The organism is Granulicella sp. S190 (genome assembly GCF_009766095.1).
Lineage (GTDB): Bacteria > Acidobacteriota > Terriglobia > Terriglobales > Acidobacteriaceae > Edaphobacter.
Genome location: NZ_LMUD01000020.1, coordinates 22,813 through 47,675, shown reverse-complemented (window position 1 = coordinate 47,675; position 24,863 = coordinate 22,813). Strand labels below are relative to the sequence as shown.

24 protein-coding genes are annotated in these 24,863 nt (G+C 58.4%); 5 read left to right on the top strand and 19 right to left on the bottom strand.

Annotation, left to right across the window (positions count from 1 at the left end; all coding sequences use genetic code 11):
• Positions 1-13: 13 nt before the first annotated feature.
• Both lspA and ileS read right to left on the bottom strand, forming a co-directional pair.
• Entirely contained in the window at positions 14-559 is a 546-nt protein-coding gene (lspA, locus tag GSQ94_RS13205) for a signal peptidase II (protein ID WP_158944349.1), read from the bottom strand.
• Positions 560-561: 2 nt separating this feature from the next.
• The gene (gene ileS, locus GSQ94_RS13200; protein WP_158944348.1) at positions 562-3,531 is read right to left on the bottom strand and encodes an isoleucine--tRNA ligase; all 2,970 of its coding nucleotides are present in this window, start codon (positions 3,529-3,531) and stop codon (positions 562-564) included.
• Between the two features lie 301 nt (positions 3,532-3,832).
• Between ileS and GSQ94_RS13195 the strand changes: the two genes are divergently transcribed.
• Positions 3,833-4,912 (top strand): energy transducer TonB, encoded by a 1,080-nt coding sequence (locus GSQ94_RS13195; protein WP_158944347.1) that lies wholly within the window; start codon positions 3,833-3,835, stop codon positions 4,910-4,912.
• Positions 4,913-5,052: 140 nt separating this feature from the next.
• On the opposite strand, the gene GSQ94_RS13190 is transcribed toward GSQ94_RS13195, so the two are convergent.
• The 6 genes from GSQ94_RS13190 to GSQ94_RS13165 form a co-directional block, all read right to left on the bottom strand.
• On the bottom strand, positions 5,053-6,759 hold the full coding sequence (locus tag GSQ94_RS13190) for a methyl-accepting chemotaxis protein (RefSeq protein ID WP_158944346.1): 1,707 nt from the start codon (positions 6,757-6,759) through the stop codon (positions 5,053-5,055).
• Positions 6,760-6,856: 97 nt separating this feature from the next.
• Positions 6,857-7,192: an energy transducer TonB gene (locus GSQ94_RS13185; protein WP_158944345.1), complete on the bottom strand. Its 336-nt coding sequence runs from the start codon at positions 7,190-7,192 to the stop codon at positions 6,857-6,859.
• Positions 7,193-7,241: 49 nt separating this feature from the next.
• Positions 7,242-7,859 (bottom strand): class IV adenylate cyclase, encoded by a 618-nt coding sequence (locus tag GSQ94_RS13180; protein WP_158944344.1) that lies wholly within the window; start codon positions 7,857-7,859, stop codon positions 7,242-7,244.
• Positions 7,860-7,900: 41 nt separating this feature from the next.
• A complete protein-coding gene (locus tag GSQ94_RS13175) occupies positions 7,901-8,920 on the bottom strand; it encodes an L-threonylcarbamoyladenylate synthase (protein WP_158944343.1) in 1,020 nt (339 codons plus the stop codon).
• Positions 8,917-10,074 carry a DNA polymerase III subunit gene (locus GSQ94_RS13170; protein WP_158944342.1) on the bottom strand — a complete coding sequence of 386 codons (1,158 nt, stop codon included), beginning with the start codon at positions 10,072-10,074 and terminating at the stop codon, positions 8,917-8,919. The genes GSQ94_RS13175 and GSQ94_RS13170 overlap by 4 nt, the downstream gene beginning before the upstream one ends.
• Before the next feature lie 253 nt (positions 10,075-10,327).
• Positions 10,328-11,065, bottom strand: coding sequence for a CAP domain-containing protein (locus GSQ94_RS13165; protein ID WP_158944341.1), 738 nt, complete (start codon positions 11,063-11,065; stop codon positions 10,328-10,330).
• A gap of 218 nt (positions 11,066-11,283) precedes the next feature.
• Here GSQ94_RS13165 and GSQ94_RS13160 point away from each other — a divergent pair, with 218 nt between their 5' ends.
• Positions 11,284-11,862, top strand: a complete 579-nt coding sequence (locus GSQ94_RS13160) for a hypothetical protein (protein ID WP_158944340.1) — start codon at positions 11,284-11,286, stop codon at positions 11,860-11,862.
• A gap of 30 nt (positions 11,863-11,892) precedes the next feature.
• On the opposite strand, the gene GSQ94_RS13155 is transcribed toward GSQ94_RS13160, so the two are convergent.
• On the bottom strand, positions 11,893-13,359 hold the full coding sequence (locus GSQ94_RS13155) for a cytochrome P450 (RefSeq protein WP_158944339.1): 1,467 nt from the start codon (positions 13,357-13,359) through the stop codon (positions 11,893-11,895).
• 96 nt (positions 13,360-13,455) lie between these two features.
• Positions 13,456-14,130, bottom strand: coding sequence for a dTMP kinase (gene tmk, locus GSQ94_RS13150; protein WP_158944338.1), 675 nt, complete (start codon positions 14,128-14,130; stop codon positions 13,456-13,458).
• Between the two features lie 278 nt (positions 14,131-14,408).
• On the opposite strand from tmk, the gene GSQ94_RS21670 reads away from it, so the two are divergent.
• Positions 14,409-14,543: a hypothetical protein gene (locus tag GSQ94_RS21670; protein WP_256369974.1), complete on the top strand. Its 135-nt coding sequence runs from the start codon at positions 14,409-14,411 to the stop codon at positions 14,541-14,543.
• A 31-nt stretch (positions 14,544-14,574) separates the two neighbouring features.
• Here the strand turns inward: GSQ94_RS21670 and GSQ94_RS13145 are convergent, their stop codons facing one another.
• The 4 genes from GSQ94_RS13145 to GSQ94_RS13130 form a co-directional block, all read right to left on the bottom strand.
• Positions 14,575-14,931: a hypothetical protein gene (locus tag GSQ94_RS13145; protein WP_158944337.1), complete on the bottom strand. Its 357-nt coding sequence runs from the start codon at positions 14,929-14,931 to the stop codon at positions 14,575-14,577.
• Positions 14,932-15,081: 150 nt separating this feature from the next.
• Complete coding sequence (locus GSQ94_RS13140; RefSeq protein WP_158944336.1) at positions 15,082-15,918, bottom strand: response regulator; 837 nt, start codon at positions 15,916-15,918, stop codon at positions 15,082-15,084.
• 59 nt (positions 15,919-15,977) lie between these two features.
• A complete protein-coding gene (lpxD, locus tag GSQ94_RS13135; RefSeq protein WP_158944335.1) occupies positions 15,978-16,994 on the bottom strand; it encodes a UDP-3-O-(3-hydroxymyristoyl)glucosamine N-acyltransferase in 1,017 nt (338 codons plus the stop codon).
• A 46-nt stretch (positions 16,995-17,040) separates the two neighbouring features.
• Positions 17,041-17,580 (bottom strand): hypothetical protein, encoded by a 540-nt coding sequence (locus GSQ94_RS13130; RefSeq protein ID WP_158944334.1) that lies wholly within the window; start codon positions 17,578-17,580, stop codon positions 17,041-17,043.
• A 206-nt stretch (positions 17,581-17,786) separates the two neighbouring features.
• Between GSQ94_RS13130 and GSQ94_RS13125 the strand changes: the two genes are divergently transcribed.
• Together GSQ94_RS13125 and GSQ94_RS13120 are read left to right on the top strand one after the other, a co-directional pair.
• The gene (locus tag GSQ94_RS13125) at positions 17,787-19,673 is read left to right on the top strand and encodes a CCA tRNA nucleotidyltransferase (protein WP_158944333.1); all 1,887 of its coding nucleotides are present in this window, start codon (positions 17,787-17,789) and stop codon (positions 19,671-19,673) included.
• A 241-nt stretch (positions 19,674-19,914) separates the two neighbouring features.
• Positions 19,915-20,505, top strand: a complete 591-nt coding sequence (locus GSQ94_RS13120) for an NADPH-dependent FMN reductase (protein WP_158944332.1) — start codon at positions 19,915-19,917, stop codon at positions 20,503-20,505.
• Positions 20,506-20,546: 41 nt separating this feature from the next.
• On the opposite strand, the gene bla is transcribed toward GSQ94_RS13120, so the two are convergent.
• The 5 genes from bla to GSQ94_RS13095 form a co-directional block, all read right to left on the bottom strand.
• Positions 20,547-21,440: a class A beta-lactamase gene (gene bla / locus GSQ94_RS13115; protein ID WP_158944331.1), complete on the bottom strand. Its 894-nt coding sequence runs from the start codon at positions 21,438-21,440 to the stop codon at positions 20,547-20,549.
• Between the two features lie 147 nt (positions 21,441-21,587).
• Positions 21,588-21,803 (bottom strand): copper resistance protein CopC, encoded by a 216-nt coding sequence (locus GSQ94_RS13110; RefSeq protein ID WP_158944330.1) that lies wholly within the window; start codon positions 21,801-21,803, stop codon positions 21,588-21,590.
• Entirely contained in the window at positions 21,800-22,573 is a 774-nt protein-coding gene (locus GSQ94_RS13105) for a cytochrome c oxidase subunit 3 (protein ID WP_158944329.1), read from the bottom strand. The genes GSQ94_RS13110 and GSQ94_RS13105 overlap by 4 nt, the downstream gene beginning before the upstream one ends.
• Positions 22,574-22,608: 35 nt before the next feature.
• Positions 22,609-24,474: a cbb3-type cytochrome c oxidase subunit I gene (locus GSQ94_RS13100; RefSeq protein WP_254063856.1), complete on the bottom strand. Its 1,866-nt coding sequence runs from the start codon at positions 24,472-24,474 to the stop codon at positions 22,609-22,611.
• Positions 24,471-24,863, bottom strand: a 393-nt coding sequence (locus tag GSQ94_RS13095; protein ID WP_371417510.1) for a cupredoxin domain-containing protein, incomplete at its 5' end; no start/stop codon positions are given. The genes GSQ94_RS13095 and GSQ94_RS13100, both read right to left, overlap by 4 nt.

Sequence of the window (24,863 nt, the reverse complement as noted above, 5' to 3'; positions counted from 1 at the left end):
CAGGGCTCAGTTCTCAGTTGTCAGACGGTTGTGGGCGGAAGATTTCGATGAAGAGAAGGCATGCGCCGATGACGATGCAGCTGTCGGCAACGTTGAAGTCGGGCCAGTGGTAGTTCCCCAGATGAACCTCGAGGAAGTCGATGACATAACGGTAGCGGACCCGATCGTAAAGGTTGCCGAAGGCTCCTCCGAGTATGAGCGCAAGGGCTGCCGAGCTAAGAGAGAGGATCCGCCCTACACGCCAGAGCATGCCGAGAAGGACGACCACAGCGATGACGGAGAATGCAATGAGGATGTAGCGGACGGTGTCAGGCAACGCGGATTCAGCGAACATGCTGAAGGCGGCGCCGGTGTTGTGGACATCGGTGATGCGGAAGACACTTGGGATGACGGTTTGGGCCTGCCCATTCGGGAGTTGCTGGACGACGATGTATTTGGTGATGCGATCGAGTATGACGACTGCCGCGGCGATGGCGAACGCTAGCCCGCGTTGATCGCGCGAGGTGGTTTCTTGGACCGGAGTTGCGGCTTCATAAGTTGTCTTGTTCGTTGAGGACATGATCAGGCTTGCGGCTCCGTGGGGTTGCTGGGTGGTGCCACATAGGGCGGGAAGTGGATGGCTTCGAGGGCATCGGCGCAGCGAAGGCAGACAGTTGGATAACTGGCTTCGTTGCCTACGTCTTCGGTGAAGCGCCAGCAGCGCTCACACTTGTGGCCTGCTGCTGGTTTGGCCTGCACGTAGAAGGCTCCTTTTTCTACGTTGCCTTCGGTGATAATCGCGTTTGAGATTTCAACCTGAGCTACGCCGAAAAGCTCGGGAAGGATGGATTTGTATTGCTCGAAGACTGGGTTTGGGCGTTCGGCGATGCTGTTGAGCCAGCCGAGGATGATCTGGGTCTCGGAGGGTTTGTTGCTGATGGTCTTCGCCGTGCGCGCCTCTTCGAGAACCTTGAGGACTTCGTCGCGAAGGGTGAGAAGCTGGTCCCAGTCTTCTTCTAGTTGGCGGGTGCTGCCGGGGATGATCTCGGTCATGGAGGGGAAGAGAGCGAGGTGGACGCTGGGCTCACGGTTTGTTGAGGGTGGCAGGAGGGTCCAGACCTCGTCGGCGGTGAAGCTGAGGATGGGGGCGATGAGGCGGGTGAGGGTTTCGGCGATGCGCCAGAGAGCGGTTTGTGCGCTGCGGCGGCCGGGGTGGTTGGGGGCAAAGGTATAGAGGCGGTCTTTGAGGACGTCGAGGTAGAGCGCGCTGAGGTCGGTGTTCACGTACTCGTTGAGAGCGTGATAGGCGCGGTGGAACTCGAAGTCGTCGTAGGCGGCGCGGATTTTGGCGTCGAGCTCGGCGGTGCGGGTGAGGATGTACTGGTCGAGCGGCTGCAGGTTGGCGAAGGTGATTGCGTCGGTCGCGGGGTCGAAGTCGTGGATGTTGCCAAGGAGGAAGCGTAGGGTGTTGCGCAGCTTGCGGTAGTTGTCGCTGACGCGCTGCATGAGATTTTCGCTGGCGGCTACGTCTTCGCGGAAGTCGACGGAGGCTACCCAAAGGCGGATGACCTCCGCGCCGAGGCGCTTGGCGATGTCTACAGGATCGACGCCGTTGCCAAGGGATTTGGAGAAGGCGCGGCCTTGTTCGTCGAGGGTCCAGCCGGAGGTTGCGACCATCTTGTAGGGTGCGTGATTGCGGACCGCGACGGAGGTAAGGAGGGAGGAGTGGAACCAGCCACGGTGCTGGTCACCGCCTTCGGTGTAGAGGTCGGCGGGGGAGTGGAGTTCGGGCTCGAGATCGAGGACGGCGTGCCAGCTTGCGCCGGACTCGAACCAGACGTCGAGGATGTCCATCTCTTTGCGGAACTCTGTGTGATGACAGCTTGCGCAGGCGGTTCCGGCGGGGAGGAGCGTTGCGGCTTCGTGGCTGTACCAGGCGTCGGCACCCTCCTTTTTGAAGAGGTTGACGATGCTCTGGTTGACGGCGGGCTCGTTGAGGGGCTCGCCGCATTTGTCGCAGAGGAAGACGGCGATGGGAACGCCCCAGATGCGCTGACGTGAGATGCACCAGTCGGGACGAGTGGCGATCATGTTGGAGATTCGCTCTTCGCCCCAGGCCGGGTCCCAGACGACTTTTTTGATCTCGTCGAGAGCGCGCTGGCGGAAGGTGGTGAGGGTGCCTTCGTCGGTGATCATCGGGGTTTCCATGCCGATGAACCACTGCTCTGTGGCGCGGACTATGACAGGGTTGTGGCAGCGCCAACAGTGGGGGTAGGAGTGCTCGAAGCTGGTGTCGCTGAGGAGCGCGCCGCGCTCGCGGAGGAGTTCGATGATGGGCGCGTTGGATTTGAAGACGGTGAGGTCGGCGTAGGGTTCGGCCGGCTGGCCGCCATGCAGGTCGGTGTGACGCTGCTTGCCGGCGTTGTCTACGTATTGGATCTCGGGGAGGTGATAGCGCTGGCCGGTGTAGAAGTCGTCGACGCCGTGGGCTGGTGAGGTGTGAACGGCTCCGGTGCCTTGCTCAGCGGTGACGTAGTCTGCGGTGACGCCAAGGATACTGCGATCGAGGAAGGGATGATGGAAGGTGGCGTGCTCGAGGTGGTTGCCGGTGAAGACCGCGACGATGTCGGCTTGGGACGCAGGCTCGGCGGGGTTCTTCGCACTCATCAGCCGGCAGTGGGTGATGACGGAAGACATGAGCGCTTGCGCGACGATGTAGGTGCCGCCTTCGCAGGCTAGGGCTACGTATTCGAGGAATGGGTTGAAGGCTACGGCCTGCGAGGCGGGCAGGGTCCACGGGGTTGTGGTCCAGATGATGGTGTAGAGATTTTTTGTCCCAGCGAGCGACGGGACGATGATTGCCGGGTCGCTGGTGAGGGCGTAGCGGACGTAGACGCTGGGCGAGGTGTGCTGTTCGTACTCGACCTCGGCTTCGGCGAGTGCGGTGCGGTCGTGGATGCACCAGTAGACCGGCTTGAGGCCTTTGTAGACGAACTTCTTTTCGAAGAAGTCGTAGAAGGTTTCGACGATGCTGGCCTCGTAGCCGAAGCTCATGGTGAGGTAGGGATCGTTCCAGCGGCCGAAGACGCCGATACGCTCGAACTGGCTACGCTGGAGGTCAACGTACTTTTGCGCGTACTCGCGACAGGCGCGACGTACCGCGATGGGATCCATCTCGAGTTTCTTTCGGCCTAGCTGCTCGTCGACTTTGATCTCGATGGGGAGGCCGTGGCAGTCCCAGCCAGGGACGTAGGGGGCGTCGAAGCCGGCCATGGTCTTGGTTTTGACAACGAAGTCCTTGATGCACTTGTTGAGGGCGTGGCCGAGGTGGATGGCTCCATTGGCGTAGGGAGGGCCGTCGTGGAGGATGTACTTGGGCTGGCCGGCGCGGGCGGCACGAATCTGGGAGTATAAGTCTTGCTGCTGCCACGCTTCGAGGCGCGCAGGCTCGTTCTGGGGCAGATTGGCCTTCATGGGGAAGGTGCTCTGCGGGAGGTTGAGCGTGGACTTCAGCGCTTTGAGTTCGGGTTTTGCCTGGGTTGCTTCCGCCATTCGTTCCTCTTGCTTCCTGATAGCAAAGATGCAGTTTGCACCAAACTTCTATTGTAGACGGGGCGGAGGGGTAACAAACAGGGTGCCAAGGAGACATTCCCGGGGTAGGTGCGTCCAAGGAAACGAGCACCGGTCGGTGAATGTTTGTAGAATGTTTTTAAAGCCGGGCGGGAGTTGCCAGCGTTGAAGAAGAACCGACCTGCGTTTTGGAACGTATGAAGAAGTAAGCAGATGCAGCGGGGCAGGATTTTGAAGTGGTTGTGCAGCGGCTGCGGCTCACTGCACTGAGGCAAAGCAATTTATGGCGAATAGTTTATTGACACCACCACCGCAGATTGATCCCGAGAGACAGGCTCCCACTCTGAGGCCTGCTGACGCTCCGAATCTGAACGAAGAGACCGATGGGTCCATGTGGACGTCTTTCTTCGGGAATCTTAGGGATGCCTTCAGTAAATCGAACGAGGCGCCACTGCAACTTGAGTCGAAACCGGTTGATAGCGACATGGTGATCGAGGAAGAGGGTGTCTTCGCTTCACTCTGGAGCAGCGTGCGGGATGTGTTTTTTCCGGTAAAGCTGCCGCCGCTGGTGCTGGAGTCAAAGCCGATCGCGGTTGTAGACCTGATGAAGACCAAGCAGAATCCGGTTGCGACAGGATCTGCCGTGGTGATCTATGGATTAATCATTCTCTTTATCGCGTTTCTGCTGGCGAAGAAAGTTCAGTTTGCGGCTCCGGTGAAGACGGTGCAGGTGACGGAGCTTTCGATTCCACCGCAGGCTCCACCCAAGGCCCAGGCGATGGGCGGTGGTGGTGGACAGCGTGGTCCTACGCCGGTTACAAAGGGAACTCCTCCCAAGTTTGCCGATACGCAGATTGTGCCGCCTAAGGCGCCACCTTTGGTTGAGCCGAAGATTCACATCGAACCGACGGTTGAAGTTCAGAAAGATGTCAAGATGGCAAGCAGCATTCCGCAGATCGGGGTAGCGAATTCGCCCCTGGTGGGAATGTCCATGGGAAATGGAAGCGGCACGGGATTGGGCTCAGGGAATGGTTCCGGTATTGGGCCGGGTTCGGGCGGAAACACTGGAGGTGGACCGAGGCGGATTGGCGGCGGCGTTTCGGCGCCTGTGCTGATCTTCTCGGTAGAGCCGGAGTTCTCCGAAGAAGCCCGTAAGGCCAAGGTTGCCGGCAATGTTCTGGTCAACCTGTGGGTCGACACCAATGGCAATCCTAGTCATGTGCGGGTGATCCGCGGCGTGGGTATGGGATTGGATGAGAAGGCGATGGAAGCCGTGAAGCAGTACAAGTTCAAGCCAGCGATGGAAAATGGTAAGCCAGTTCTGGTTGAGTTAAACGTAGAGGTCAACTTCCAGATCTTCTAAACCGAAGTTTGCTAACGGCGTAACGGTGATCGGAGCTGATAAACACGGATGAGGGCGATAGGAGTGTCGCTCTTATCCGTGTTTATCAGTTTTTATTACTGTTACGTTTTGGTGTAATGCGGCCTTTTTCGTTGGTGTGGTCATGCTGGTTGGAAGGTGGCGTGACGCTTAGAGTTGGTTCCGATGCGAACCAGTCTTGAGTCAGGCGCTGCGTTGAGGCTGAAACGATCGACCTGCTGCTCGAGCGTGAGGGCGGTGGAGCGGAGCGATTCGATTCCAGCGGCGGTGGTGGCCATCTCGCTGAGGTTTTCATGGCTCAGCGAGTGGATGGCGTGCAGGTTGGCGCTGGACTGATCGGCTGCCGCGGTCTGTTGAGAGGCTGCGATGGCGATCTGGGCGATCATGCGGTCTACACGTTCGGCCATCCCGATAATCCGCTCCAGGGCCTCGCCTGCCTGGGTAGTGGTGATGACGCCCTGCTGGACGGTTCCAGTGCCGCTTTCCATGCTGGCGATGGCGGTGAGGGTGCGGTCCTGAATGCCCTGGATCATGCTGGCGATCTCACCAGTAGCTTGCGCGGTGGATTCTGCGAGACGGCGCACCTCTCCGGCTACCACGGCAAATCCACGGCCTTGATCGCCAGCGCGAGCGGCTTCGATTGCGGCGTTGAGGGCGAGGAGGTTGGTCTTGCGAGCGATCTCATCGATCACGGTGACGATCTGGCTGATGCGGCGGGAGTCGTCGCCGAGGAGGCCGACGGTAGCCGAGGTGTCGCTGACAGCAGTCGCGATAGAGTGCATGCTTCCCAAGACCTGTTTGACGATGGTGCCGCCTTCGCGGGCTGTTTCAGCGGCATTGCGAGCTGTTTCAGCTGCGGACTGGGTATGGCGGGAGACCTCGGCGATAGAGGCAGACATCTCCTGCATGGCGGTGGCGGCCTGCTGGGTCTGCTGGCTCTGCTGGTCCATGCGGCGATGGATCTGGTCGCTGGCTGTACCCATGGTGGCTGCGCTGCCAGTGATGGTTCCGACCGTCTGGGCGAGGGTGCCGATGATACCTGCAAGGTTGGACTGCATCTTCTGGATGGCGTTGGCGAGAGCACCAGTCTGGTCATTCGTGTCTAGATCCAACGGCTGGCCGCTGAGGTCGCCTGAAGCAATCGCGTCGGCTCGGGTCATCACAAGATTCAGAGCGTTGCTGATCTTGCGGGCAAGATACACGGAGACCGTAATGCCGATGAGGGATGCGATCACCGTGCCGAGCCAGAGAACGATGAGAGTAAAGTGGTTGGCTTCGCGGAGCCGCGTCTGCTCTTCATTGGCAAGGCGAGTCTGTGTCTGCGCGATCTCTGTGATGTTGGCGAAGAGGGTTTTTTCTAAAGGGAGAATCTGATTTTGCAAGGTATCGTATGCTGCCGCAGAGCCTTGCGGTGTCTTCGACTCATTGAGAGTCTCTACCTTTTCTTCGAGTATCTTTAGCTCCGCCAGATCGTTGCCGAGCGCGATGATACGTGAGGCGTCCGCGCCGAGATCAAAGTGGGAACTCTCCTCCCGGAGCAGAGAGAGGGAGCTTTCTGCCTGCATAAACTGCTCGCGCCTGGCGTTGCGGTAGGTAGCAGACGAGTTCGGATCGACTCCAAAGAGCATGTAGGACTCGAGCAGACGAATGGTATCGGTGAAGTGCGATCGGATGTCACGGCTGGACATGATGACGGGGATGCGATTCTCCGTGACCATGTTCGAGAGAGCGTTGGCCTCCTCAATGTACCGGTGGGCGATACAAGCACTGAGAAGGATGGTGGCGACGATGGCGCCGGTCTTCAGGAACATCTTCGACTGCAGTTGCATGAGAACCTCGTAGCGACGTGGGGAGACGATTCGTTCAGATCAGGAGTTTACGGACAAGGCTGGCTCGTACTGCGACTCGATGCGATGACACTCTGAGCTATTGATCTGCCATGTTGAAGTTGACCTCGATCTCTGACTCAGAGGTCTCTGAGTTTGGAGTGAAGCGCCAGTGGGTCACTGCGTCCTGTGCCGCCGCGGCGAGAAGAGCGTGGCCTGACTCTACCTTGGTAGCAGATACGGTTCCGTCCGCCTGAATGGTGACCAGAAGGACGACTTTGCCAGCGACGTGCATGCGGCGCGCCAGCTCTGGGTAGGCTGGGGTTGTACGGGAGACGATGCCACGATGAACGTTGCCAGCGAAGGCAGTGCCTGCACAGAGGGCGACGCTTACGGCAAGAAGAAAGAGACGCGAAGAGCGAAGTGGGATTGCCAAAGAAGACCTCCGGGATACAGAGGTAGTATCGGCTGGAGGGGCAGAGGCTTTAGCGGAGGGAGAGCAGGGGAGAAGTGATTTCGGTGAAGGTAAGATGTTCGGCGAGGCTTCCGGTGCGTTGCTTCCAGTCGAGGAAGAGCTTTCCGTAGCTGTCGGTGAGACAGGTGTCTGGGTCGATGTTTAGTTCAACGAGGGTCTTGTCGATCCAGTTGGTCGGACCTTCAAGTTCGGCGTAGGTGCCGATGGGTGTTTCGTCGATGACGAGATGAGCCGTGATCTCGTCATCAGGGCCTGAGGAGTGCGACCACTCGGTGCGGTACTTTTCGTAGATGAAAGCCGGTGCGTAGCCGAGTTGTTGAAAGATCTCGCCCAAGGCTTCACGTTCGGCGACGATGGTTTCGGTCTCTATGCGGATCTTATAACGAGTGGTGTCGACTGGATCCTGCTGGTCGGGCTGGCGCTTGTGGGTGACGGTGCAGAGATTGCCATATTGGCGAAGGCGGAGGATCTGCTTCCGTGCGCGAAGGTCGCGGCTGACCGTGTCGTAGAGGGTGTTGTGTTCGAAGGTGCGTGGCGTTACAAGCTGGTAGCCAAGCTGGGGAAGGCGGGTCTGGAGAGCTTCTGGATCAGTGACGGGGAACTTAAGTTCGATCTCAGAGCTTTGCATGGATGGAGTATACGGCTGGGGGGCGGTGCAAAACGAGACTTCTAGTCCGATCTGGCGGCTTTTTTCAGACGATCGCGAATGGCGAGTCCCAAGCCTTCAGGCCTGGGGAGCGGGCAGAAGATGATGGCGACGTCTCGGCTGTCGAGCTCTCGCAGTCCGCTAAAGAGAGTCTGTGCAAGGATGGTGGGATCGTCTATGGCACTCCAACGGAAGATCTCCACGGAGCTATCTGCGATGGTCCAGCCCTGTGGGAGCATTACCCCGATACGGCCTTTGTCCGAGATCAGTGAGCCAGCGAGTCTCGAGTTCAGGTCGGCTTCGCTGTTGACCAGGACAAGGCGGGCGCGGGGGGCATAGTGGCGGATGCCTACGCCCGGCGATGGCAGGCTTTGCGGTTCGGCAGTCGACTTGGGCGGAGGCTCATAGAGGACCACTGGACCCGTTAGAGGTTGAATCATGGCGGCGGTGATGGCGCCGGGACGGTAGAGGACTGCGGGCGACTGATTGGGATCGAGGACGCTCGATTCGAGGCCCACTTTGGTAGAACCGCCGTCTATGACTGCATCGATACGGTGGTCAAGATCGTGAAGGACGTGAAGCGCGGTTGTGGGGCTGGTGTGCCCAAAGCGGTTGGCGCTGGGTGCCGCGAGTGGGACCCCTGCGGCTTCGATGAGGGCGAGGGCGATAGGGTGCGCAGGCATACGAACGCCTACTAAAGGCCGGCCTGCCGTGACGGTGTCGGGGATATTGTTTGTCCGGGGAAGGAGCAAGGTGAGGGGGCCGGGCCAGAAGGTATCGATGAGACGCTCTGCCTGCGCGGAGACTGTGGCGACCTGGTCCAGCATGGCGCGACTGCTGACGTGAACGATCAAGGGATCCCAGTGGGGGCGGCCCTTCGCGAGGAAGATGCGCTCGATTGCGCCGGTTTCGAGTGCGTTTGCTCCGAGGCCGTAGACCGTTTCAGTGGGGAAGGCTACGGTGCCCCCGTTGCGCAGGATGCTGGCGGCGCGAACGATGTCCTCAGAGGAAGAAGTGAGGCGTTGCGTGATCAGCTGGGTCATCTTGCGGCGAGTTGCCCGGCGAAGGAGTCGAGGGAGAGACTGCGGAGGAGATTACGGCGCATGCCGCTTTGAACCTGATCGAGGCTGCGGGATGCAGATTCGATCCACGCGAAGCTGAGCGAAGCACTCAGGCGATCCAGTTCGGGGCGGAGGTCAGTGTTGCGTAGAAGTTCAGGGGTTCCTGCGCCTAACAGAAGCAGATCTTCGAGGAGAAGGGAGAGGCTGCGGAGGAGTGCTGTGGTCTTCTGCTGGCCCTCTGCTCCCGCTCGGTATGTCTCTGTCATCTTGAAGAGGGCGGTATGATCTGGCTCTGCTATGCCGCTGGTCGCGGCGGCAGCGTTACGCAGGAAGAGGAGCGCGTCGGCGCGGGCGGCGCTGTAGGCTTCGAGGTTGAAGCCTAGGGCTTTGCCTGCGGCTCCCTGAGCCAGTCGAGCGATAAGGGTGCGCTGCTTCGGAGGAACGTCGGGACGGCGGTCTGTCAGGAGCATCTCGATCTCCTCCACAGGCAGTGCACCGAGACGTACTGTCGCGCAGCGGGAGCGGATGGTGGGGAGGAGTTCGCCCGGGTTCTCCGCGAGGATGATGATATGCACCGTCTCGGGCGGCTCCTCGAGCACTTTGAGCAGGGAGTTGGCGGCCTCTTTCATGAAGTTCGCCGCAGTGAGGATAAAGATCTTGCGCGGAGCCTCGCTGGGAAGGTAGTGGGCGCGTTGGATGACAGTGCGGATCTGGCCGAGTTTGATGAGAAGTTGTGGCGGATCGGGAGGAATAATGAGGACGTCGGGATGAGGCTGGATGAGGACGCGGGTCTCTTTTTTGTCAGTCTCGCGGAGCTCTTCGCGGGCGGCCACAGCTTTGTCTACTTCCTCTTCAAGGTTTGCGGCGCCAGCGATGCGGGTGCAGTTAGGACACACGCCACAAAAGCTGGCGAGAGACTGCCCGTTTGACCAGAGATCGCGCGGCTGGCGCTGACACTCGACGGCCATGGCAAGCATGAGGGCGAGGGTGTACTTTCCTGCTCCACTGGGGCCGGCGAGGATGAGGGAGTGAGGAAGCCGTCCGGCGGCGATGGCGGTGCGAAGGTGCTCGATGGCGGTGCTGTTGCCGAGGAAGTCGTTGAAGGTGGCGGGGAGAGCGTGGGTTTCTGCGGTCATCGGGCTCCTCCTCTCTGGCGGGAATCGTTTGCCTGGATGTTGGCAGTGGCTTTGGATTGAAGCCGCTGAGTTACAGGTTTAGGAAGGTTGAGCGCGCCGACCTCTGAGATGATCCGGTGCGCCAATCTACCTCTATGATACCCGGTAGAGGAGGGGAGAGGCGGTGACGAATGTCCCCCGCGGATCGACTCTGAAATCAGATCCGATGAGAGTCATTGCACAGGCAAGCAACTAGAGCTTGAACTGGCTTGAGCTAATAGAGCAGGACGGCTACGTTGTAGGTGGTGAACTGCGGATTGGGTTGTTTGGTGGCGCATACTCCTACCTGGGCGGAGGTGTATCCGCCAGTTGCGATGGCGCGGAGCAGCGCGTCCGGCAGCAGGGTGGGGTCCGGTCCATCCCATTGGACGACGAGCTTTGGCGTGCCGGCGGCTCCGCTCGGCATAGAACATGTCTGGCGGGCGTCGGCGTTGGATGCGGCGGGGGCGATGCCGTGAGCTTGCAGAGTCTGAGCTACCTGCTTTTCGAGAGAGTCGAAGGACTGAATAGCAACGCTGTGAGAGAGGTCTTCTACAGCGTACAGAAGTCCCTGATCGGCGACGACTGCGATTCCTGCGGCGTTGAGATTGGGGTCGAGGATGTTGGAGCGGTGGGATGGTGTGCTCATCCATGTCTGGTGGATCTGGACGGGATCGGGGCCGCTGCCGATGTTCTCCGCAATGGTAGTGAAGTGGGCTCCGCTCTGTGCGCCGCGAGCGGTCAGGTCGGGTTCGCCGCTGTACTGGTGCAGCAGTTCTCCGTGCTCGCGGACGACGCGCTGGGCGTGTGCCCGGGCTGCGTTGGCCAAGTCGCTATCCCAGTGGAGAGGAGGAAGATTGTGAGCGACGCGGGTGCGGTTGGTCAGCTGGAGAAGTGCCTGTTCTGCGGGTGAGGCGCCGGCTTGAGCATGCATGACCGAAGACAGGGCAGCGGTGGTCAGTGTGGTCAGCAAAACGAGGAAGAGTTCCCGTGTTCGAAGTTTGATTTGCATGGTGCAGAGACAATTTACCTTGAGGAACACAGTATAGACACTCTTTTCAGAAGACGCGGAAGGTGAGCATCCCTGGTTCGCCAGTGTTTGAAGTATGTTGAAACTGCTTCTGGCGACTAGACTGGATAAGCCGACTTGATGAAGGCATAGAACGTTCTTTACCCAAAGGATCCGTACCCATGAAATTGCGGTTTGTCGTTTCAAGCATGGTGCTAGCGATTACATCCATCGCTGCGCACGCCCAAGTTGGTCTGTATATCAACCCGGTCGGCATCAACGTAAGCAACTCAACGGCGGATACAGGGACCTTTGCGTTTCTTGGGGACAATGTGACCTCACGAACGTTCTTCGGTGTGAATATCGGCGGGTACGACGATTTTTATCATGGCCAGAAGGTCGATGCGGGTGTCGATATCCGCGACTCTTTTTCGAAGGCCAACAATGCTTCGCTTAACAGTTTTCTGATTGGCGGCAGGGTGGTGGCGAAGCTGCAGTCGGCGTTCAAGCCATACGGTCAGTTGGCTGTGGGGGTTGGCTCCACCAAGGCTCCGACAAGTTCGGTCCACACCAGCCGCGTACAGTACGGGATATTTGGAGGTGTTGACTACACGCTCGCAAGCCATGTGGACTTTCGAGCAGTGGAGCTTGGGTATGGGGGGCTGTCGACGATCAACAGCACGCTCTTTAATGAGACGGTCACATACTCCTCTTCCCGGTTGTTCAGCGTCAGCACCGGTCTTGTCTTCACGATCCCGTAGACTGCCAAGATTTTCGATTGTCATTCCGGATTATCGAGGGATGAGCTGCATCATGAGGGGGTTCCGTGGACGGAGGGTGATCTTCGCCTGAACCTCAGGTGGTGCAGAGCCGAGGTAGGTCATACGCCAGCGCTGGGCCAGTGTCGCGATGCTGAAGACGCCTTCCATCCAGGCAAAGCTTTCTCCGATGCACTGGCGGCTGCCTCCGCCGAAGGGGAAGTAGGTGAACTTTGCACGGATGGCCTTGTTTTCAGGTGTGAAGCGGTCGGGGTCGAAGCGGAGCGGGTCCGGGAAGTATTGAGGGTCGCGTCCCATGATGTATTGGCTGAAGAAGAAGTGGGCGCCCGCGGGAATGGTGTATGGCCCGAGAGTGACGGGCTTGGTCGACATGCGACCCATTGCCCACGCTGGCGGATAGAGACGCATGGATTCAGCGAAGATCTGCTCGGTGTAGCGAAGGGCTGGATAGTCGGCTAGCGTTGGGAGGCGTTGGTTTGTGCCGGTACCGAGGACGGTGTTGAGTTCGGTGTGGAGTTTGTCCTCGATATCGGGATTCTGGCTGAGGAGATACCAGGTCCAGGCCAAGCCGTTGGCTACGGTCTCGTAGCCTGCGAGGAAGATGGTGAGGACTTCGTCACGGACTTGTTCGTCGGACATGCCCGTTTGCTGCGTGGCGTCGTCAGATTCATATTTGCTGGCTAAGAGCATGGAGAGGAGATCGCCGCGATCTGGTTCACCGCGGGCGGCGGCTTCTCGATGTTCATGAATGATGCGGTCGACTACCGCGTCGAGGCGAGCCTTGGAGCGGCGAAACCTCATAATGCCGGGGATGGGGAGATGGATGAAGGATTCGATCTTCGGGAAGGCGACGATGAAGTTGTAGAGGTCCATGATGGTGTTGACCTCATCGTTGATGCTGCGAATGTCTGCGGTGACCTCGGTATTGAAGAGCGTGCGAGCTACGATTTCGAGCGATAGCTTCATGCTTGCGGCGGAGATGTCAATTTGCTGTCCTGAGGAAGATTCTTTTTGCCAGGAATCGCGCTGGTGGGCAGCGCAGGCTACGATCTGGTCGCCGTAGGCGGCGATGCGCTGGCGATGAAAGGCAGGCGCGGCGATCTTGCGCTGACGCATGTGTATGGGATCGTCAGAGGTAATGAGACCTTCTCCGAGGAGAACCTTCATGCGACGTACGGTGCGCTCCTTTACGAAGTTGGCCGCCTGGGTGACGAGAATCTCACGGATGTACTCGGGATCGTTGATGAAGACAATGGGTGTTCCCATGAAGCGATACCAGGCGATGTTGCCGTAGGTCTTGAGGAGATACTCAAAAAGGAGGATGGGACTGCCGAGTTTCACCCAGGGTTTGAAGGCGTAGAAGGGAAGGGAGTGCTTGAGCCCAGGAGGCGTCAGACCCTTGCTGGAAGGGGGAGGAGTCTTGAATTGGCTAGTCGTTGGTTCCGGTGGCGCTTCGAAGGTTGGGGGAGGGGTTGTCATGACGTTGTGTTGTCGCCGAAGTTGCTTCGTTAGATGAGGAGAACACACTTCGACGGGCGTGGTTGAGCTGCATTGATCGGGTGGAAAGAAGCGGGACTATGCTTCGGCGTGGTCGAGTCTGGAGAGAACGATCTTGCGGATGATCTGTTCGATGGTCTCAATGGAGGCGTCTTCGCGAATGGGGATGACGCGGTGAGGCGCGCGGGTGGCAATCTCTTCGTACTTCTCGTAGATGCGTCGATAGAACTCGTCGGACTCTCGTTCGAAGCGGTTCTCATCGGTGCCTTGCTTCTCGACATGGCGCTGGTTGCGGCGGCGGGCGCGGCGGAGGGAGGATTCCAGCGATGGCAACAGAAGAAGCGTGAGATCTGGCTGCAGATTGTCGCAGGCGGCTGCGTGCATAGTGAGGATTCGCTCGCTGCCGAGCTGTCGGCCTCCTCCCTGGTAGGCCTCCGAGGAGTCGGTGTAGCGATCGCAGAGGACTACAGAGCCTGCGGCCAGGGCAGGCAAGATTACCTCGGCGATGGATTGGGCACGGTCGGCAAACATAAGAGCCATTTCGGCGGCAGGGGAGATCGGCCCGAGGACGGCTTCGGAGCGAGAGTCGAGCAGAATGCTGCGGATGCGGTCGCCTAACGGAGTGCCGCCGGGTTGGCGGAGGGTGACAACAGTGTGACCTTCGGCCTCAAGTGAAGTAGCCAGGCGGCGGAGCTGGGTGGTTTTCCCTGAGCCGTCGAGGCCTTCGAAGGTGATGAAATATCCGTAAGACATCACCTTCAGCTTATCGCAGATGGAGGTGACGACATCTTACCGAGGAGGCCGAGCGACGCAGGTTTCGTTCGGAGTTGAAGGAACGTAACGAACACAGTGCGTCTCGGCCAGAGGAACCGTAGGTTGAGATGCTTCCCATCATTTTCCTTGCAGTGATCGTCGCATTTTGGGACGAGGTGGGTGTTTGCTTTTTGTAGTTGAAGTGTTGCCGGTTGTGGTTGACGGAGCTTATGATGTTGCGCGCTGCGGAAAGCAAGTGCAGCAGAGGGCTCTAACTTATGATGATGGTCGTTATTTTTGCAATGCTCTTTATCCTGCTGGCGTTAGGGACGGTTTTAACGCTGATGGTTCGTTCCCATGGTCGCGAGTTTCATCGTGGACCGTTGAATGCCGGAACCAAAACAGCGAAATAAGTTTTCCTTCAGAGTTGAATGGTGGTTTGAGCTACTTGGCGGTAACGACGGTGGAGTCGGGCTGCCAAGTGACTCCGGTGGGAGTAATCATGATCATTAAGGAGCCTTCGGCTCCTTCTTTGAGGAAAGGTCCGTCCGCTTTGTGGTCTTTGTGGGCGCTATCGGTGTAGAGAAGCTTTGAGGCGCCAGAACCCAAGACCTTGAAGCGATAGTGGAAGTTCGCGCCGGTGGCCAGGTTTTGGGTGCCGAAGCTTGCGCTGGGGTAGTCGACTTCGATGAGGTCGATGGGCTGGCCGGTGTGGTTGCTGATCGTGGCCTCAACATAAGGTGAGTGGCAACCGGTGGCGGCAAGGCTAGTGAGGAAGACGATCGCAGACAGAGAACGCATAAGGTTCAAGGGTATCAGGGCAGATTGTCTGCACGGAGCAGATGCTTCGATTCAGTGGGATGGGTTGAGCCCTGCATTCCTGAGACAAGGGCAAGAGCAAATCTATCACCGAACACAAAGAAGCAGCGATGAGAGATGCAAAGGTAAGTCCTAGAGGAAGGGTAGAAGCTCGGAGTTGCGCGTGGGCAACTTGTCCAGGACTCGAGCGGTGAGGACGGCACCGCAGCGATTGTCGTGAAGGGTAATGGGGAAGGCGAGAACGCTCCAGGTGAGCTGCTGCTCATGGGAACGGGGTTGAGCAAGGAGACCACGGTGGGTGCGGTCGATGTAGGTCTCACGGGTGAGGCATACGGTGTGGAGAACATCACTCCAGTCGCGCATGAAGGGGCGCATCTCCTGAAAGACACAGCGCCCGATAAACCACTCACGGGTTTGGTCGAGGTATTCAGCGACGGCATCGTTACAGTACTGCCAGATGCCATTCTGGTCGAAGATCTGAACAAGGACGTCGGTACCGATGGCCATGGCGATGCGGGAGTAGAAGAAATCGCGAGCGTCCACAACTACAGGTGCACCACGTCGCTTGGCCTCGAGAGAGCTGAGGGCGTCGAGGAGATCCTCGACAGAGCTGTGACCCTTGAGTAGATGCATGTCTTCGACGCCGCCGAAGTAACGGTCGATGGTGGCCGAGAGGATGATGATGGGGACATGGGGACGGCGGCGGCGGAGAAGTGCCGCGGCTTCGGTGCCGAACTGCCCAGCTCCGAGATGATAGTCAAGAACTGCGATATCGATGTTGTTGAAGAGGTCAGTTGCCTCTTCGATGGTGGAGGCTGGAGCACACTCATATCCGTGTTGGCGCAAAATGGCGGAACGGAGAAGTAGATTAGTGGGCTCGTCGTCGAGCAGGAGAACGCGAACGGGCTGAGTGGTGGTGCTTTGCATCTCGTTTGAAGAGTTACTAACGCTTTCGGGAGGTTCAATCATTGGCGCTACCCCCTAGTACCTCTTTGATTTATATACGACTAAGGTCACCAAATGGATGGTTATTTTAGTTTCGAGCGAATGTCGCGCAGTAGTTCCGGGAGCCGATTGAAGAGTGCGACGGAACGAAGCCATTGGCGATTGTCGATTGCAGGGTATCCGCTGACAATTTTTCCTGGAGGTACGTCGCCGGGAATTCCGCTCTGGGCGGTTGCGATGGCCCCGTCGCCTATAGAGCAGTGACCGGCTACGCCGACCTGTCCGGCAAGGATGACGTTCTTACCGATGATCGTCGAACCGGCGAGGCCGACCTGAGAGCAGAGCAGAGTGTTTTCTCCCACGGTCGAGCCGTGGCCTACCTGTACGAGGTTATCGACCTTGGCACCTGAGCGAATGCGAGTCTCGCCAATCGATGAGCGGTCAATACAAGCATTGGCCTGGATTTCTACGTTGTTCTCAATGATTGCAGGTCCGGATTGGAGAATCTTGTACCAACTGCCGTCGGATTGGCGGGCAAAACCAAATCCGTCGGCTCCGACGACAGCTCCGTTTTGGAGGGTGACGTTGTCACCGAGCTGGCAGTGTTCGCGCACGACGGCGTGAGCGTGGGCGAAGAAGTTGTCACCAACATGAGCATAGGGGTAGAGGACGACATGGGGAAGGATGATGGCGTTGTTGCCCACGGTGACGTTTTCGCCGATGACAGCGTAAGCGCCAATGTGGGCGTTCTCGCCGATCTGCGCGGTCGGAGCGATGGCAGCTGTGGGGTGGATTCCCGGGGCATAGAGGGGGGGCTGGTAGAAGATTTCAATGGCGCGGGCGAAGGCAAGATACGGGTTTTTGAGACGGAGGGTGGCGACCGAGATCTCCGGGAAGTCAGGTTCAACCAGAACTGCTGTTGCCTGAGTGGTGCGTGCGAGTGAGGCATATTTTGGGTTGGCAACGAAGGCGAGATCCCCAGAACCGGCGTTTTCGATTCCGGAGACGCGATTGATTTTGGAGGTGGGATCGCCGTGGAGGGTGGCGCCGAGATGATCGGCCAGTTCGGCCAGGGTGACGGAGCTGGTGCGGGGTTGCATGGTGTGGATTGTAATGGACTTGATGCGGGGCGGTGGGGCGGAAGGCTCAGTTTGGGCGAGTGTTGGGAGGAACCATGTTCGTGAAGAGGTCTTCCTGCAGGGTAGGAACGGAGGAGGCTGGCAGGGGCTTGCGGCGGGAGGGTGAGGTGATGACTGCCAGGAGCTGCAAGTCTGTCACGGAGGCGCGTGGGACGAAGATGCGCTGAGTGTTAGAGCGGACGTCAGGCGGGGTGAGCTGGACGCCGGCGTCGTTGATGAAGTCATCCGCCAAGGCCGTGTCGATAGGAGCCAGACCTTCGAGGAGATCGCCGGAGCGAAAGGTCAGCCGAAGCCAAAGGCCTTCGGTACGGGGCTTCGCCAGAAAGGTGCGGCGGGTGAGTCGTTCCGGGTTGACCGTGTCATTCAAGTTGAAGTCGCGCACGTAGCAGATGTACTTTATCTCGTTGATGGCGAGCGAGATAACGCGACCGCTGAGATCCAGGATGTCGATGATTCGATTGCGGACGAAGCCGGAGAGAGGGAGATAGCCGGGTAGTGTTTCCCCGGTGAAGCGCCGAACGATGACCTTCTTGTGTGCGGAGGACATAAAGACTCGTGATTGTCACATACAAGCGGTTGGAGCAACGAAAAAGGTGCATTCAGAGTAGTCAATTCGCTAATGCTGTGTTACATTGGCCTTTTGCGTTTACCTGTGTGGCTCATTATAAACGCTTGATTCGTCTGAGCTTAGCTTGGCATCGGCACGAATTGAAGTGGCCCGGTTGAAACCGGCTTGGAGTAAAAGTACCAGTTATGGCCGACTACATCTACCTGCTTGAAAATCGTCTTTCACACGCGCAGCGCGAAGCGTTGCTGGCAGTACGCGAAGTGGCTCGCATCAAAGGACTTACCGTGTTTCTGGTAGGCGGAGCAGTACGGGATATGACCAGCGGATCTCCCGTGCGCGATCTGGATGTGGTGGTTCAGGGAAATGCTCTCAAACTAAAGAAAGATATAGAGAAAGCTCATGGAGTTATCACCGGAGAATCGGAAGCTGGACAGTCGCTGTTTGTACGGTTTCCTGGTGGTGTGAGGATGGAGATTGGCAGCACTTTGATGGTCTCTTATCCGAAGCCGGGTAAACCGGTGATCAAAGCTGCGACGATTCTGGATGATCTACGGCGGCGTGATTTTACTGCGAACGCCATGGCGCTCTCGCTCAATGACGGCTCATATGGGCTGCTAATGGATCCGCTGAATGGGGTCGCGGATATTGAGAACCGGGAGTTGCGGCTCGTAAGCAACTACGGATTTATCGAAGATCCAGTCCGGATGATCCGTGCGGCGCGTCTGATGGCCCGGTTGGGCTGGCAGATGGACGAGAAGACCCAGGCGCGGTACGAGACCGGAAAGCAAGAAGGTTACATCTCGGCGATGGGAGAGTTTCATCGAGGGTATGAGACCGAGGAGATCTTCCATGAAGAAGATCCGCTGCGGGTGTTGAGGAAGCTAGAAGCTGAGGGATGGGTCAAGCATTTGTTTCCCGCGTTGTCGTCCACCAAGGCGAATATTACGGAGCTCGAGAAGCTTAGGGATGTGCAATCTCAGTTGCAGATACAGGGTATTCATCCTGAGGCGGCAGTTGCAAACTTTCCTCACCTGACGGCAAAGATGGCCCCTAAAGAGATTGCGGCGCTAAAAAAGAGCTTTGCGCGACAGGGCTTTGTGGCCGAGATCGAAGCGCTGGAGGATGAGGCAAAGGCTTTTGCGGCAGAGTTTTCCGGCAAGGGTGCGGCGACACCTTCGCAGGCATGGAAACTGCTTCACTCGGCCAAGCCGGAGTCGATCCTGTGGGTGGCGCACACCTCGAAGAATGTAGGAATCCAGAACAAGTTCAAAGGATTCTTTACGGAGTGGGCTCAAGCGAAACAGAAGCTGCCGTACACGTTGATGCAGGAGATGCGAATCGTTCCCGAGCTGCCGGGCTATGGCGAGCTGCTAGACAAGCTGTTTTTCGAGTTGATGGATGGCAAGCTGGGAACGGTAGAGGAGATGAAGGCGTATCTCGAGCCGTATTCTCCGCCGGCACCTCCTCCTCCGGTTCATCTGAGGAGACCGCGCGTGGCGAAGAAGGATGCCAAGCCGGCTAAGAGCCGGAAGAAGGCTGCGGTTGAGGCCAGTGGAGAAACCGTTGAGGCGACCGCGGCTTCCGAAGCTAGTGAGGTTGCTGATAGCGCGCCTGCGAAGAGTATCCCAGCCAAGAGTGGTACGGCGAAGCCCGTTGCTCCGGTGAAGGCTGTTGCGAAGAAGGCCGCAGTGCCGGTGAAGGCTGCTGCTCCTGCTCCTAAAACTACTGCCGCGTTGAAGGGTAAGAGTGCAACCAAAGCTCCGGGTAAAGTCGCGGCAAAGAGCGCAAGCACGGCAGTGAAGAAAAGCCCAGCCAAGGTTGCCGGCAAGACACCTGCGAAAAAATCTGTCCCGTTTGTCGCAAAGAAACCTGCAGCGAAGCCAGCGGCCAAGAAGGCGCCTGCAAAGGCTCCAGCGAAAAAAGCATCTGCCAAAGTAGCTTTGAAGAAAGCTGTGCATGCCAAGAAGGTGCTGCCGGTTAAGAAGCAGGCAGCAACGAAAAAAGCTCCAGAAAAAAAAGCAGCAGCGAAGCACGCTCCGACAAAGAAGGTAGCGCACAAGAAAGGCCGCTGAGAACGGTTGCACTATTAGCCACCGGGTAAGTACGGCCATAGGCGAGGCGGCGCTGTACGCGGAGCATGAACTAAGTAGAATGCATCCAGGCTTCGCACGCCCTAGTGCAGTATCAGCCTGTAAAGAAATTTCAGTTTACTCAACACAGATCAATTAATGTTGCGTCTTACTCTCGTTCAGCGGTGATGAGGGTTCGCGGAGTTGCATCTGACTCTTGATGTTGTGAGAAGAGGTGAATGCAATGGTGGTTGCGATACTGTTGGGGTCGGTGCGGAGCGAACGGATGGGTGATCGTGCCGCGAAGTGGGTGATGGCGGAGTTGAAAAAACGGGGACACGAGGCGGTGCTGGTCGATGCCGCCGAGTTGAAGCTCCCACTGCTAGACAAGATGTGGAAAGAGATTAAGCACGAGAAGCTCGTCAAGTACGAGAAGCTTCACGAAAAACTGGCTCCGCTGGCTGAACTTTATGCTCGTGCGGATGGATTTTGCGTGGTGAGTGCTGAGTACAACCACAGCATTCCGCCGGCCCTGACAAATCTGGTCGACTATTTCCTTGAAGAGTATGCGTTCCGGCCGTCAGCGATTGTCTGTTATTCATCGGGGCAATATGGCGGCGTGCGAGCCGCGATGCAGCTAAGATCGCTGTTGGCGGAGACAGGGATGCCGACGATCCCTAGCTTGCAACCGGTGCCGTCGATCGATAAATCACTAAGCGAAGATGGAGTTGCATTGACCCAGGAGTTGGCGGAGAAGAGTGGGAAGTTTTTCGATGAGTTTGAATGGTATATGCGAGCGATGAAGGCAGAGCGGTCGAAGGGGCTGCCGTATTAAGAGAGAGGAGTGGTGAGATGCGTTAGTGGTAAGCGCTCAAATCACGTTGCTGTCACACAAGACACAACGATACGTCCGACCTCCGCGAGAATGGTGTTGCGCTTGTCGTCTGAGCCTGGGCACTCCGTAAGGTATGCGGCGATCAGTACGGGTGGGTGATGAGGGGGCCAGAAGATGGCGATATCGTTAGTCGTCGTCTCTCCGTTGGCTCCGGTCTTGTCAGCTGCCTTCCAATTTGCAGAAAGGGTTTTGCGAAGGCGTGTGTCACCGTATGTATTCGCAACCATCCATTGGATGAGTTGATTCCGCGAGCTGGTGGAGATGACGTTGCCAAGCAATAGTTTTTGTAAATTTTCGACCATCGCCGATGGCGATGTGGTGTCTCGCGGGTCTCCTGGCAAGGCTTCGTTGAGGGATGTTTCCGTGCGATCGAGCCGCGTTATCTTATCGTCGATGGAACGGGCGAAGAGGGTGACGCCACCGGGGCCACCGAGGGTGTCGAGCAGTAAATTTGCAGCGGTGTTGTCGCTTTGCGTAAGAATGGCATCGCAGAGTGCGGAGACTGTCATCTCCGCTCCGGCATGCTCTTCGGTAACTGGCGAGTGAGACACCAGAGGTCTTGCAGGGACAGAGAGGTTGCGATTCAAGCGCTCATGGCCTGCGTCGACGCGTTGCAGTACGGCCGCTGCCAATAGCATTTTGAAGGTGCTGCACATGGCAAAGCGCTCGTCGGAGCGGTGACCAGTCCTTTCGCCTGAGGCAGTGTCGAGCACTGCCACGCCAAGACGGCAGCTATTTGAATGCTCAAGTTGCGCCAGTAACGCAGGCAGATTGCTGAAGCGGCTGAGCGATTTTGCATACATCGTGTAGGGTAGTGCAGCGGTATTGACTGCGGCTAATGTGCCAGTCATGACGAAGTGTCTTCGCGTCAGCATGGATTTCATGGATCTATAGCAGAGCACGTACACAAACATCGACTCAAGTAGTTAGCTTGATCTCTGTTGTGGAAAAGAATGGGACGGGCTGAAGATTGCTATAAGCGACTTCAGCTGCCATCAATAATCCCATTATCGATAATCCAGTTATCGATGGCGCTTGAAGAAGACGAGAGTGACGAGGAAGAGGCTGCTGGCGGTCAGCGTCATGAGGATAATGGCGTGACGGTAGGCAGCTTTCGTTTGCGGTGAGGTTGCGGCGGTGTTGTCTTGACACTGGGTGCAGCCTTGGGGATGAGCGAAGGGCGCGAAGGCAAGGGTAGTTCCGACTACCGCGAGGAACGAGAGCTTACGCAGGCTCATTGGAAGAAGGCTAAGAGAGTGAAGAGGAAGATCCAGAGAAGGCCCATGGCATGCCAGTACCAGGCTGCACTGTCAACAAGGATTTGGCGGTTCTCCAGTTGACGGGAGACGTAGAGTCCAGTGAAGGCAGCGAGTAGCGCGGCGATTCCGAGGAAAAGGTGGACGGCATGGACGCCCGTAATGAGATAGAAGAAATGGCTGCTCTGGTTGGTTTTGAAGAAGATATGCTCCGACGCAAGTTGACGCCACGCAACCCATTGGCCAGCGAGGAAGAGGAGACCGAGAGCGATGGTGGCGGAGAGCCAGGGCAGAGCGCGGCGGGTGATGGGTTTACCGAGGCCGAGCCACTCGTCCATGACGTCGGTCTCACGAAACATGTTGCGACGGGCGATCTCCATGGTGATGGAGCTGAGGAGAAGGACGGCAGTATTGAGCCATAGAATGGGCGGAACTGCTGTGGGGAGCCACTCGTTGACGTAGTGGTTATAGGCGTCAAAGTGGCCGGTGGACTGGTTGACGAAAAAGGTACTGACGATCGCGACGAAGAACATGAGGTCGCTGGCAAGGGCGAAGAAGATACCCATGCGGTATCGATGAAGGCGTTCGTAGGGGCCGCGGCGACCATGAGGGCGATCGTTCCAGTTGTCGTTATCGCCGCCGCCACCGGTGCGTTTGTCGGTTGGTGGGCGGCGCCCCGAGCCGTTGTCGTGATCTTCAACGCGGCGCTTGCGCTCCTGCTCGGTTTTATTGGGTGTGATAGTTGCCGGCATGAAGTTGCCCCTTGAATGCACGCGTTGTGGACAGCTTACTCCGGTTTTGTGTCTATGACGTCTTCGATTTTGTCTTGTTCGAATGGGACGGGGGCCCATTGCGGCAGGAACGAAACTTCATCCTTGTTTGATTGATATTGGCCTGGGGCACGGTGTACGGAGATGTCTGATGTATCGGATGCTGGGTGTGTGGGGAAAGGATTCATAGTTGCGTGCCATTCCAGCGTGGTAGCTTGCCATGGATTAGACGACGCAAAGTTTCCTTTATGCATGCTGCGGGCAAGATTGAAGATAAAGACAAGCTGCGCGGTGGCAAGAAAGATGGCGGCGTAGGTGATGAAGTGGTTGAGGGGGAGGGTGGGGGTCAGGAGCTGGCCGGCTGGGCTGAGGGAGCCGCCGGGGCCGGGGATGCCGGTAAGTTGGGAGTAGTGACGGGGTTCTCCGGCGAGGCCGGTGAGGTGCATGGGGAGAAAGACGGCGTAGGCTCCGGCGAGGGTGCACCAGAAGTGGAGGCGGCCGAGGGGTTCGGACATGAGCCGGCCGGGATGGTTGCGGGTTGCGGTGAGGAGAGGGAACCAGTAGTAGGTGGCGGCGTAGAGACCGAAGATGCCGGCCATCGCCATGATGAGATGGAAGTGGGCGACGACGAAGAAGGTGTTGTGGAGGTACTCGTCGAGGATGGGCTGGGCGAGGATGGGGCCGGTGAGGCCGCCGGTGAGGAAGAGGCTGACGAAACCCAAGGCGAAGAGCATCGCCGTGGTGTAGCGCGGCTTGGAGCGCCAGATGGTAGCGAGCCAACTGAGGACCTTGGCAGCGGCGGGGAGCGCGATGGCCATGGTGGAGATGGAAAAGGCGGAGCTGGCGAAGGGGTTGAGGCCGGCGACGAACATGTGGTGTCCCCAGAGGAGGATGCCGAGGAGGCCGATGAGGAGCGTGGTGACGATCATGGTACGGTAGGCGAAGACGCGCCGGTGGCTGAAGTTGGCCAGCAGCATGGAGGTGAGGCCCATGCCAGGAAGGATGGCGATGTAGACCTCGGGGTGTCCGAAGAACCAGAAGAGGTGGAGCCACAGGAGGGGGCTGCCGTTGCCGCCCTGGTGAAGGACGCCGTTGACGAGGTTGCCGGCAGGGAGGAAGAAGCTGGTGCCAGCGTGGCGGTCGCAGAGAAGGAGCAGGATCGCGGCCAGCAGGACGGAGAAGGCGAGGATGCTGAGGAGCGCGGCGGTGAACCATCCCCAGACGGTGAGGGGAAGACGCTCCCAGGTCATGCCGGTGCAGCGGTTGCGAAGGATGGTGGTGAGGGTGTTGATGGAGCTGATGGTGGAGGCGACGGCGAAGAGGGCGATGCTGATGAGCCAGAGGTCCATCCCCAGCGCCTGGCCGGGACCGGCGCTGGCGATGGCACTGAGTGGCGGGTAGGCGGTCCAGCCGGAGATGGCGGAACCTCCGAGGACGAAGGTGGAGCTGAGGAGGGTGACGAGGGCTGAGGCGGTGAGCCAGAAGCTGGCAGCGTTGAGGGCCGGGAAGGCCATGCGGCGGGCACCGATCTGCGCGGGGAGGATGAGATTGCCGAAGCCTGCCTGCGGGGCGGTGGTGAGGACGAAGAAGAGCATGATGGTGCCGTGGATGGTGACGAGCGCGAGGTAGTCTTCGGGGAGGATGGGGCCGTGGAGCGGGAGAGGCCAGTCGGGCCAGACGAGGTGGATGCGCATCAGGAGCGAGAGGATGGTGCCGATGACTACGGAGACAAGCGCGAGGATCAGGTACTGGATCCCGATGATGCGGTGGTCGGTGGTAAAGAGGTAGTGGAGAGGGTGCAGGGAAGAGGGAACAGGGTTCGTCGGTTCGACCGGATTCTCTTTCTGGTGAGGGATTTGATTTGGGATCTGGTTAAAGTTCAAGGGGTCACCGTCTCTTGTTTTGCGGCTTGCTCTTTGGCGGATAGCCAGGCGGCGAACTGGTCGGGTGGGAGGATGCGGAGGGTGGCATTCATGCGGTAGTGGCCGAGGCCGCAGAGTTGGGTGCAGAGGATGGCGTAGGTGCCCGGGGTGGTGGGGGTGAAGTGGAGGTGAATGGTCTGGCCGGGGACGGCGTTCTGCTTGAGGCGCATCTCGGGGATGGCGAAGCCGTGGATGACGTCCTGGGCGATGAGGCGGAGGTCGACCTCGCGGTTGGCGGGCAGGACTAGCTCCGAGGAGAGTTGGTCGTCGGCGGAGTGGGGGTCGGCGGGGTCCAGGCCCAGGGGGTTGCCTTCGCCAGGGGCTACGAGTTGCGGGCGGGTGGTACCGAA

Excerpts from the sequence above, each read along its gene's own strand:
- GSQ94_RS13130 (WP_158944334.1), bottom strand. The coding sequence starts at position 17,580 with ATGTCCTCCGCACACAAGAAGGTCATCGTTCGGCGCTTCACCGGGGAA.
- GSQ94_RS13195 (WP_158944347.1), top strand. The coding sequence starts at position 3,833 with ATGGCGAATAGTTTATTGACACCACCACCGCAGATTGATCCCGAGAGA.
- GSQ94_RS13180 (WP_158944344.1), bottom strand. The coding sequence starts at position 7,859 with ATGCAAAGCTCTGAGATCGAACTTAAGTTCCCCGTCACTGATCCAGAA.
- lpxD (WP_158944335.1), bottom strand. The coding sequence starts at position 16,994 with ATGCAACCCCGCACCAGCTCCGTCACCCTGGCCGAACTGGCCGATCAT.
- GSQ94_RS13160 (WP_158944340.1), top strand. The coding sequence starts at position 11,284 with ATGAAATTGCGGTTTGTCGTTTCAAGCATGGTGCTAGCGATTACATCC.
- GSQ94_RS13170 (WP_158944342.1), bottom strand. The coding sequence starts at position 10,074 with ATGACCGCAGAAACCCACGCTCTCCCCGCCACCTTCAACGACTTCCTC.
- GSQ94_RS21670 (WP_256369974.1), top strand. The coding sequence starts at position 14,409 with ATGATGATGGTCGTTATTTTTGCAATGCTCTTTATCCTGCTGGCGTTA.
- lspA (WP_158944349.1), bottom strand. The coding sequence starts at position 559 with ATGTCCTCAACGAACAAGACAACTTATGAAGCCGCAACTCCGGTCCAA.
- GSQ94_RS13145 (WP_158944337.1), bottom strand. The coding sequence starts at position 14,931 with ATGCGTTCTCTGTCTGCGATCGTCTTCCTCACTAGCCTTGCCGCCACC.
- GSQ94_RS13120 (WP_158944332.1), top strand. The coding sequence starts at position 19,915 with ATGGTGGTTGCGATACTGTTGGGGTCGGTGCGGAGCGAACGGATGGGT.
- GSQ94_RS13190 (WP_158944346.1), bottom strand. The coding sequence starts at position 6,759 with ATGCAACTGCAGTCGAAGATGTTCCTGAAGACCGGCGCCATCGTCGCC.
- GSQ94_RS13155 (WP_158944339.1), bottom strand. The coding sequence starts at position 13,359 with ATGACAACCCCTCCCCCAACCTTCGAAGCGCCACCGGAACCAACGACT.
- GSQ94_RS13110 (WP_158944330.1), bottom strand. The coding sequence starts at position 21,803 with ATGAGCCTGCGTAAGCTCTCGTTCCTCGCGGTAGTCGGAACTACCCTT.
- bla (WP_158944331.1), bottom strand. The coding sequence starts at position 21,440 with ATGCTGACGCGAAGACACTTCGTCATGACTGGCACATTAGCCGCAGTC.
- GSQ94_RS13125 (WP_158944333.1), top strand. The coding sequence starts at position 17,787 with ATGGCCGACTACATCTACCTGCTTGAAAATCGTCTTTCACACGCGCAG.
- ileS (WP_158944348.1), bottom strand. The coding sequence starts at position 3,531 with ATGGCGGAAGCAACCCAGGCAAAACCCGAACTCAAAGCGCTGAAGTCC.
- GSQ94_RS13140 (WP_158944336.1), bottom strand. The coding sequence starts at position 15,918 with ATGATTGAACCTCCCGAAAGCGTTAGTAACTCTTCAAACGAGATGCAA.
- GSQ94_RS13175 (WP_158944343.1), bottom strand. The coding sequence starts at position 8,920 with ATGACCCAGCTGATCACGCAACGCCTCACTTCTTCCTCTGAGGACATC.
- tmk (WP_158944338.1), bottom strand. The coding sequence starts at position 14,130 with ATGTCTTACGGATATTTCATCACCTTCGAAGGCCTCGACGGCTCAGGG.
- GSQ94_RS13105 (WP_158944329.1), bottom strand. The coding sequence starts at position 22,573 with ATGCCGGCAACTATCACACCCAATAAAACCGAGCAGGAGCGCAAGCGC.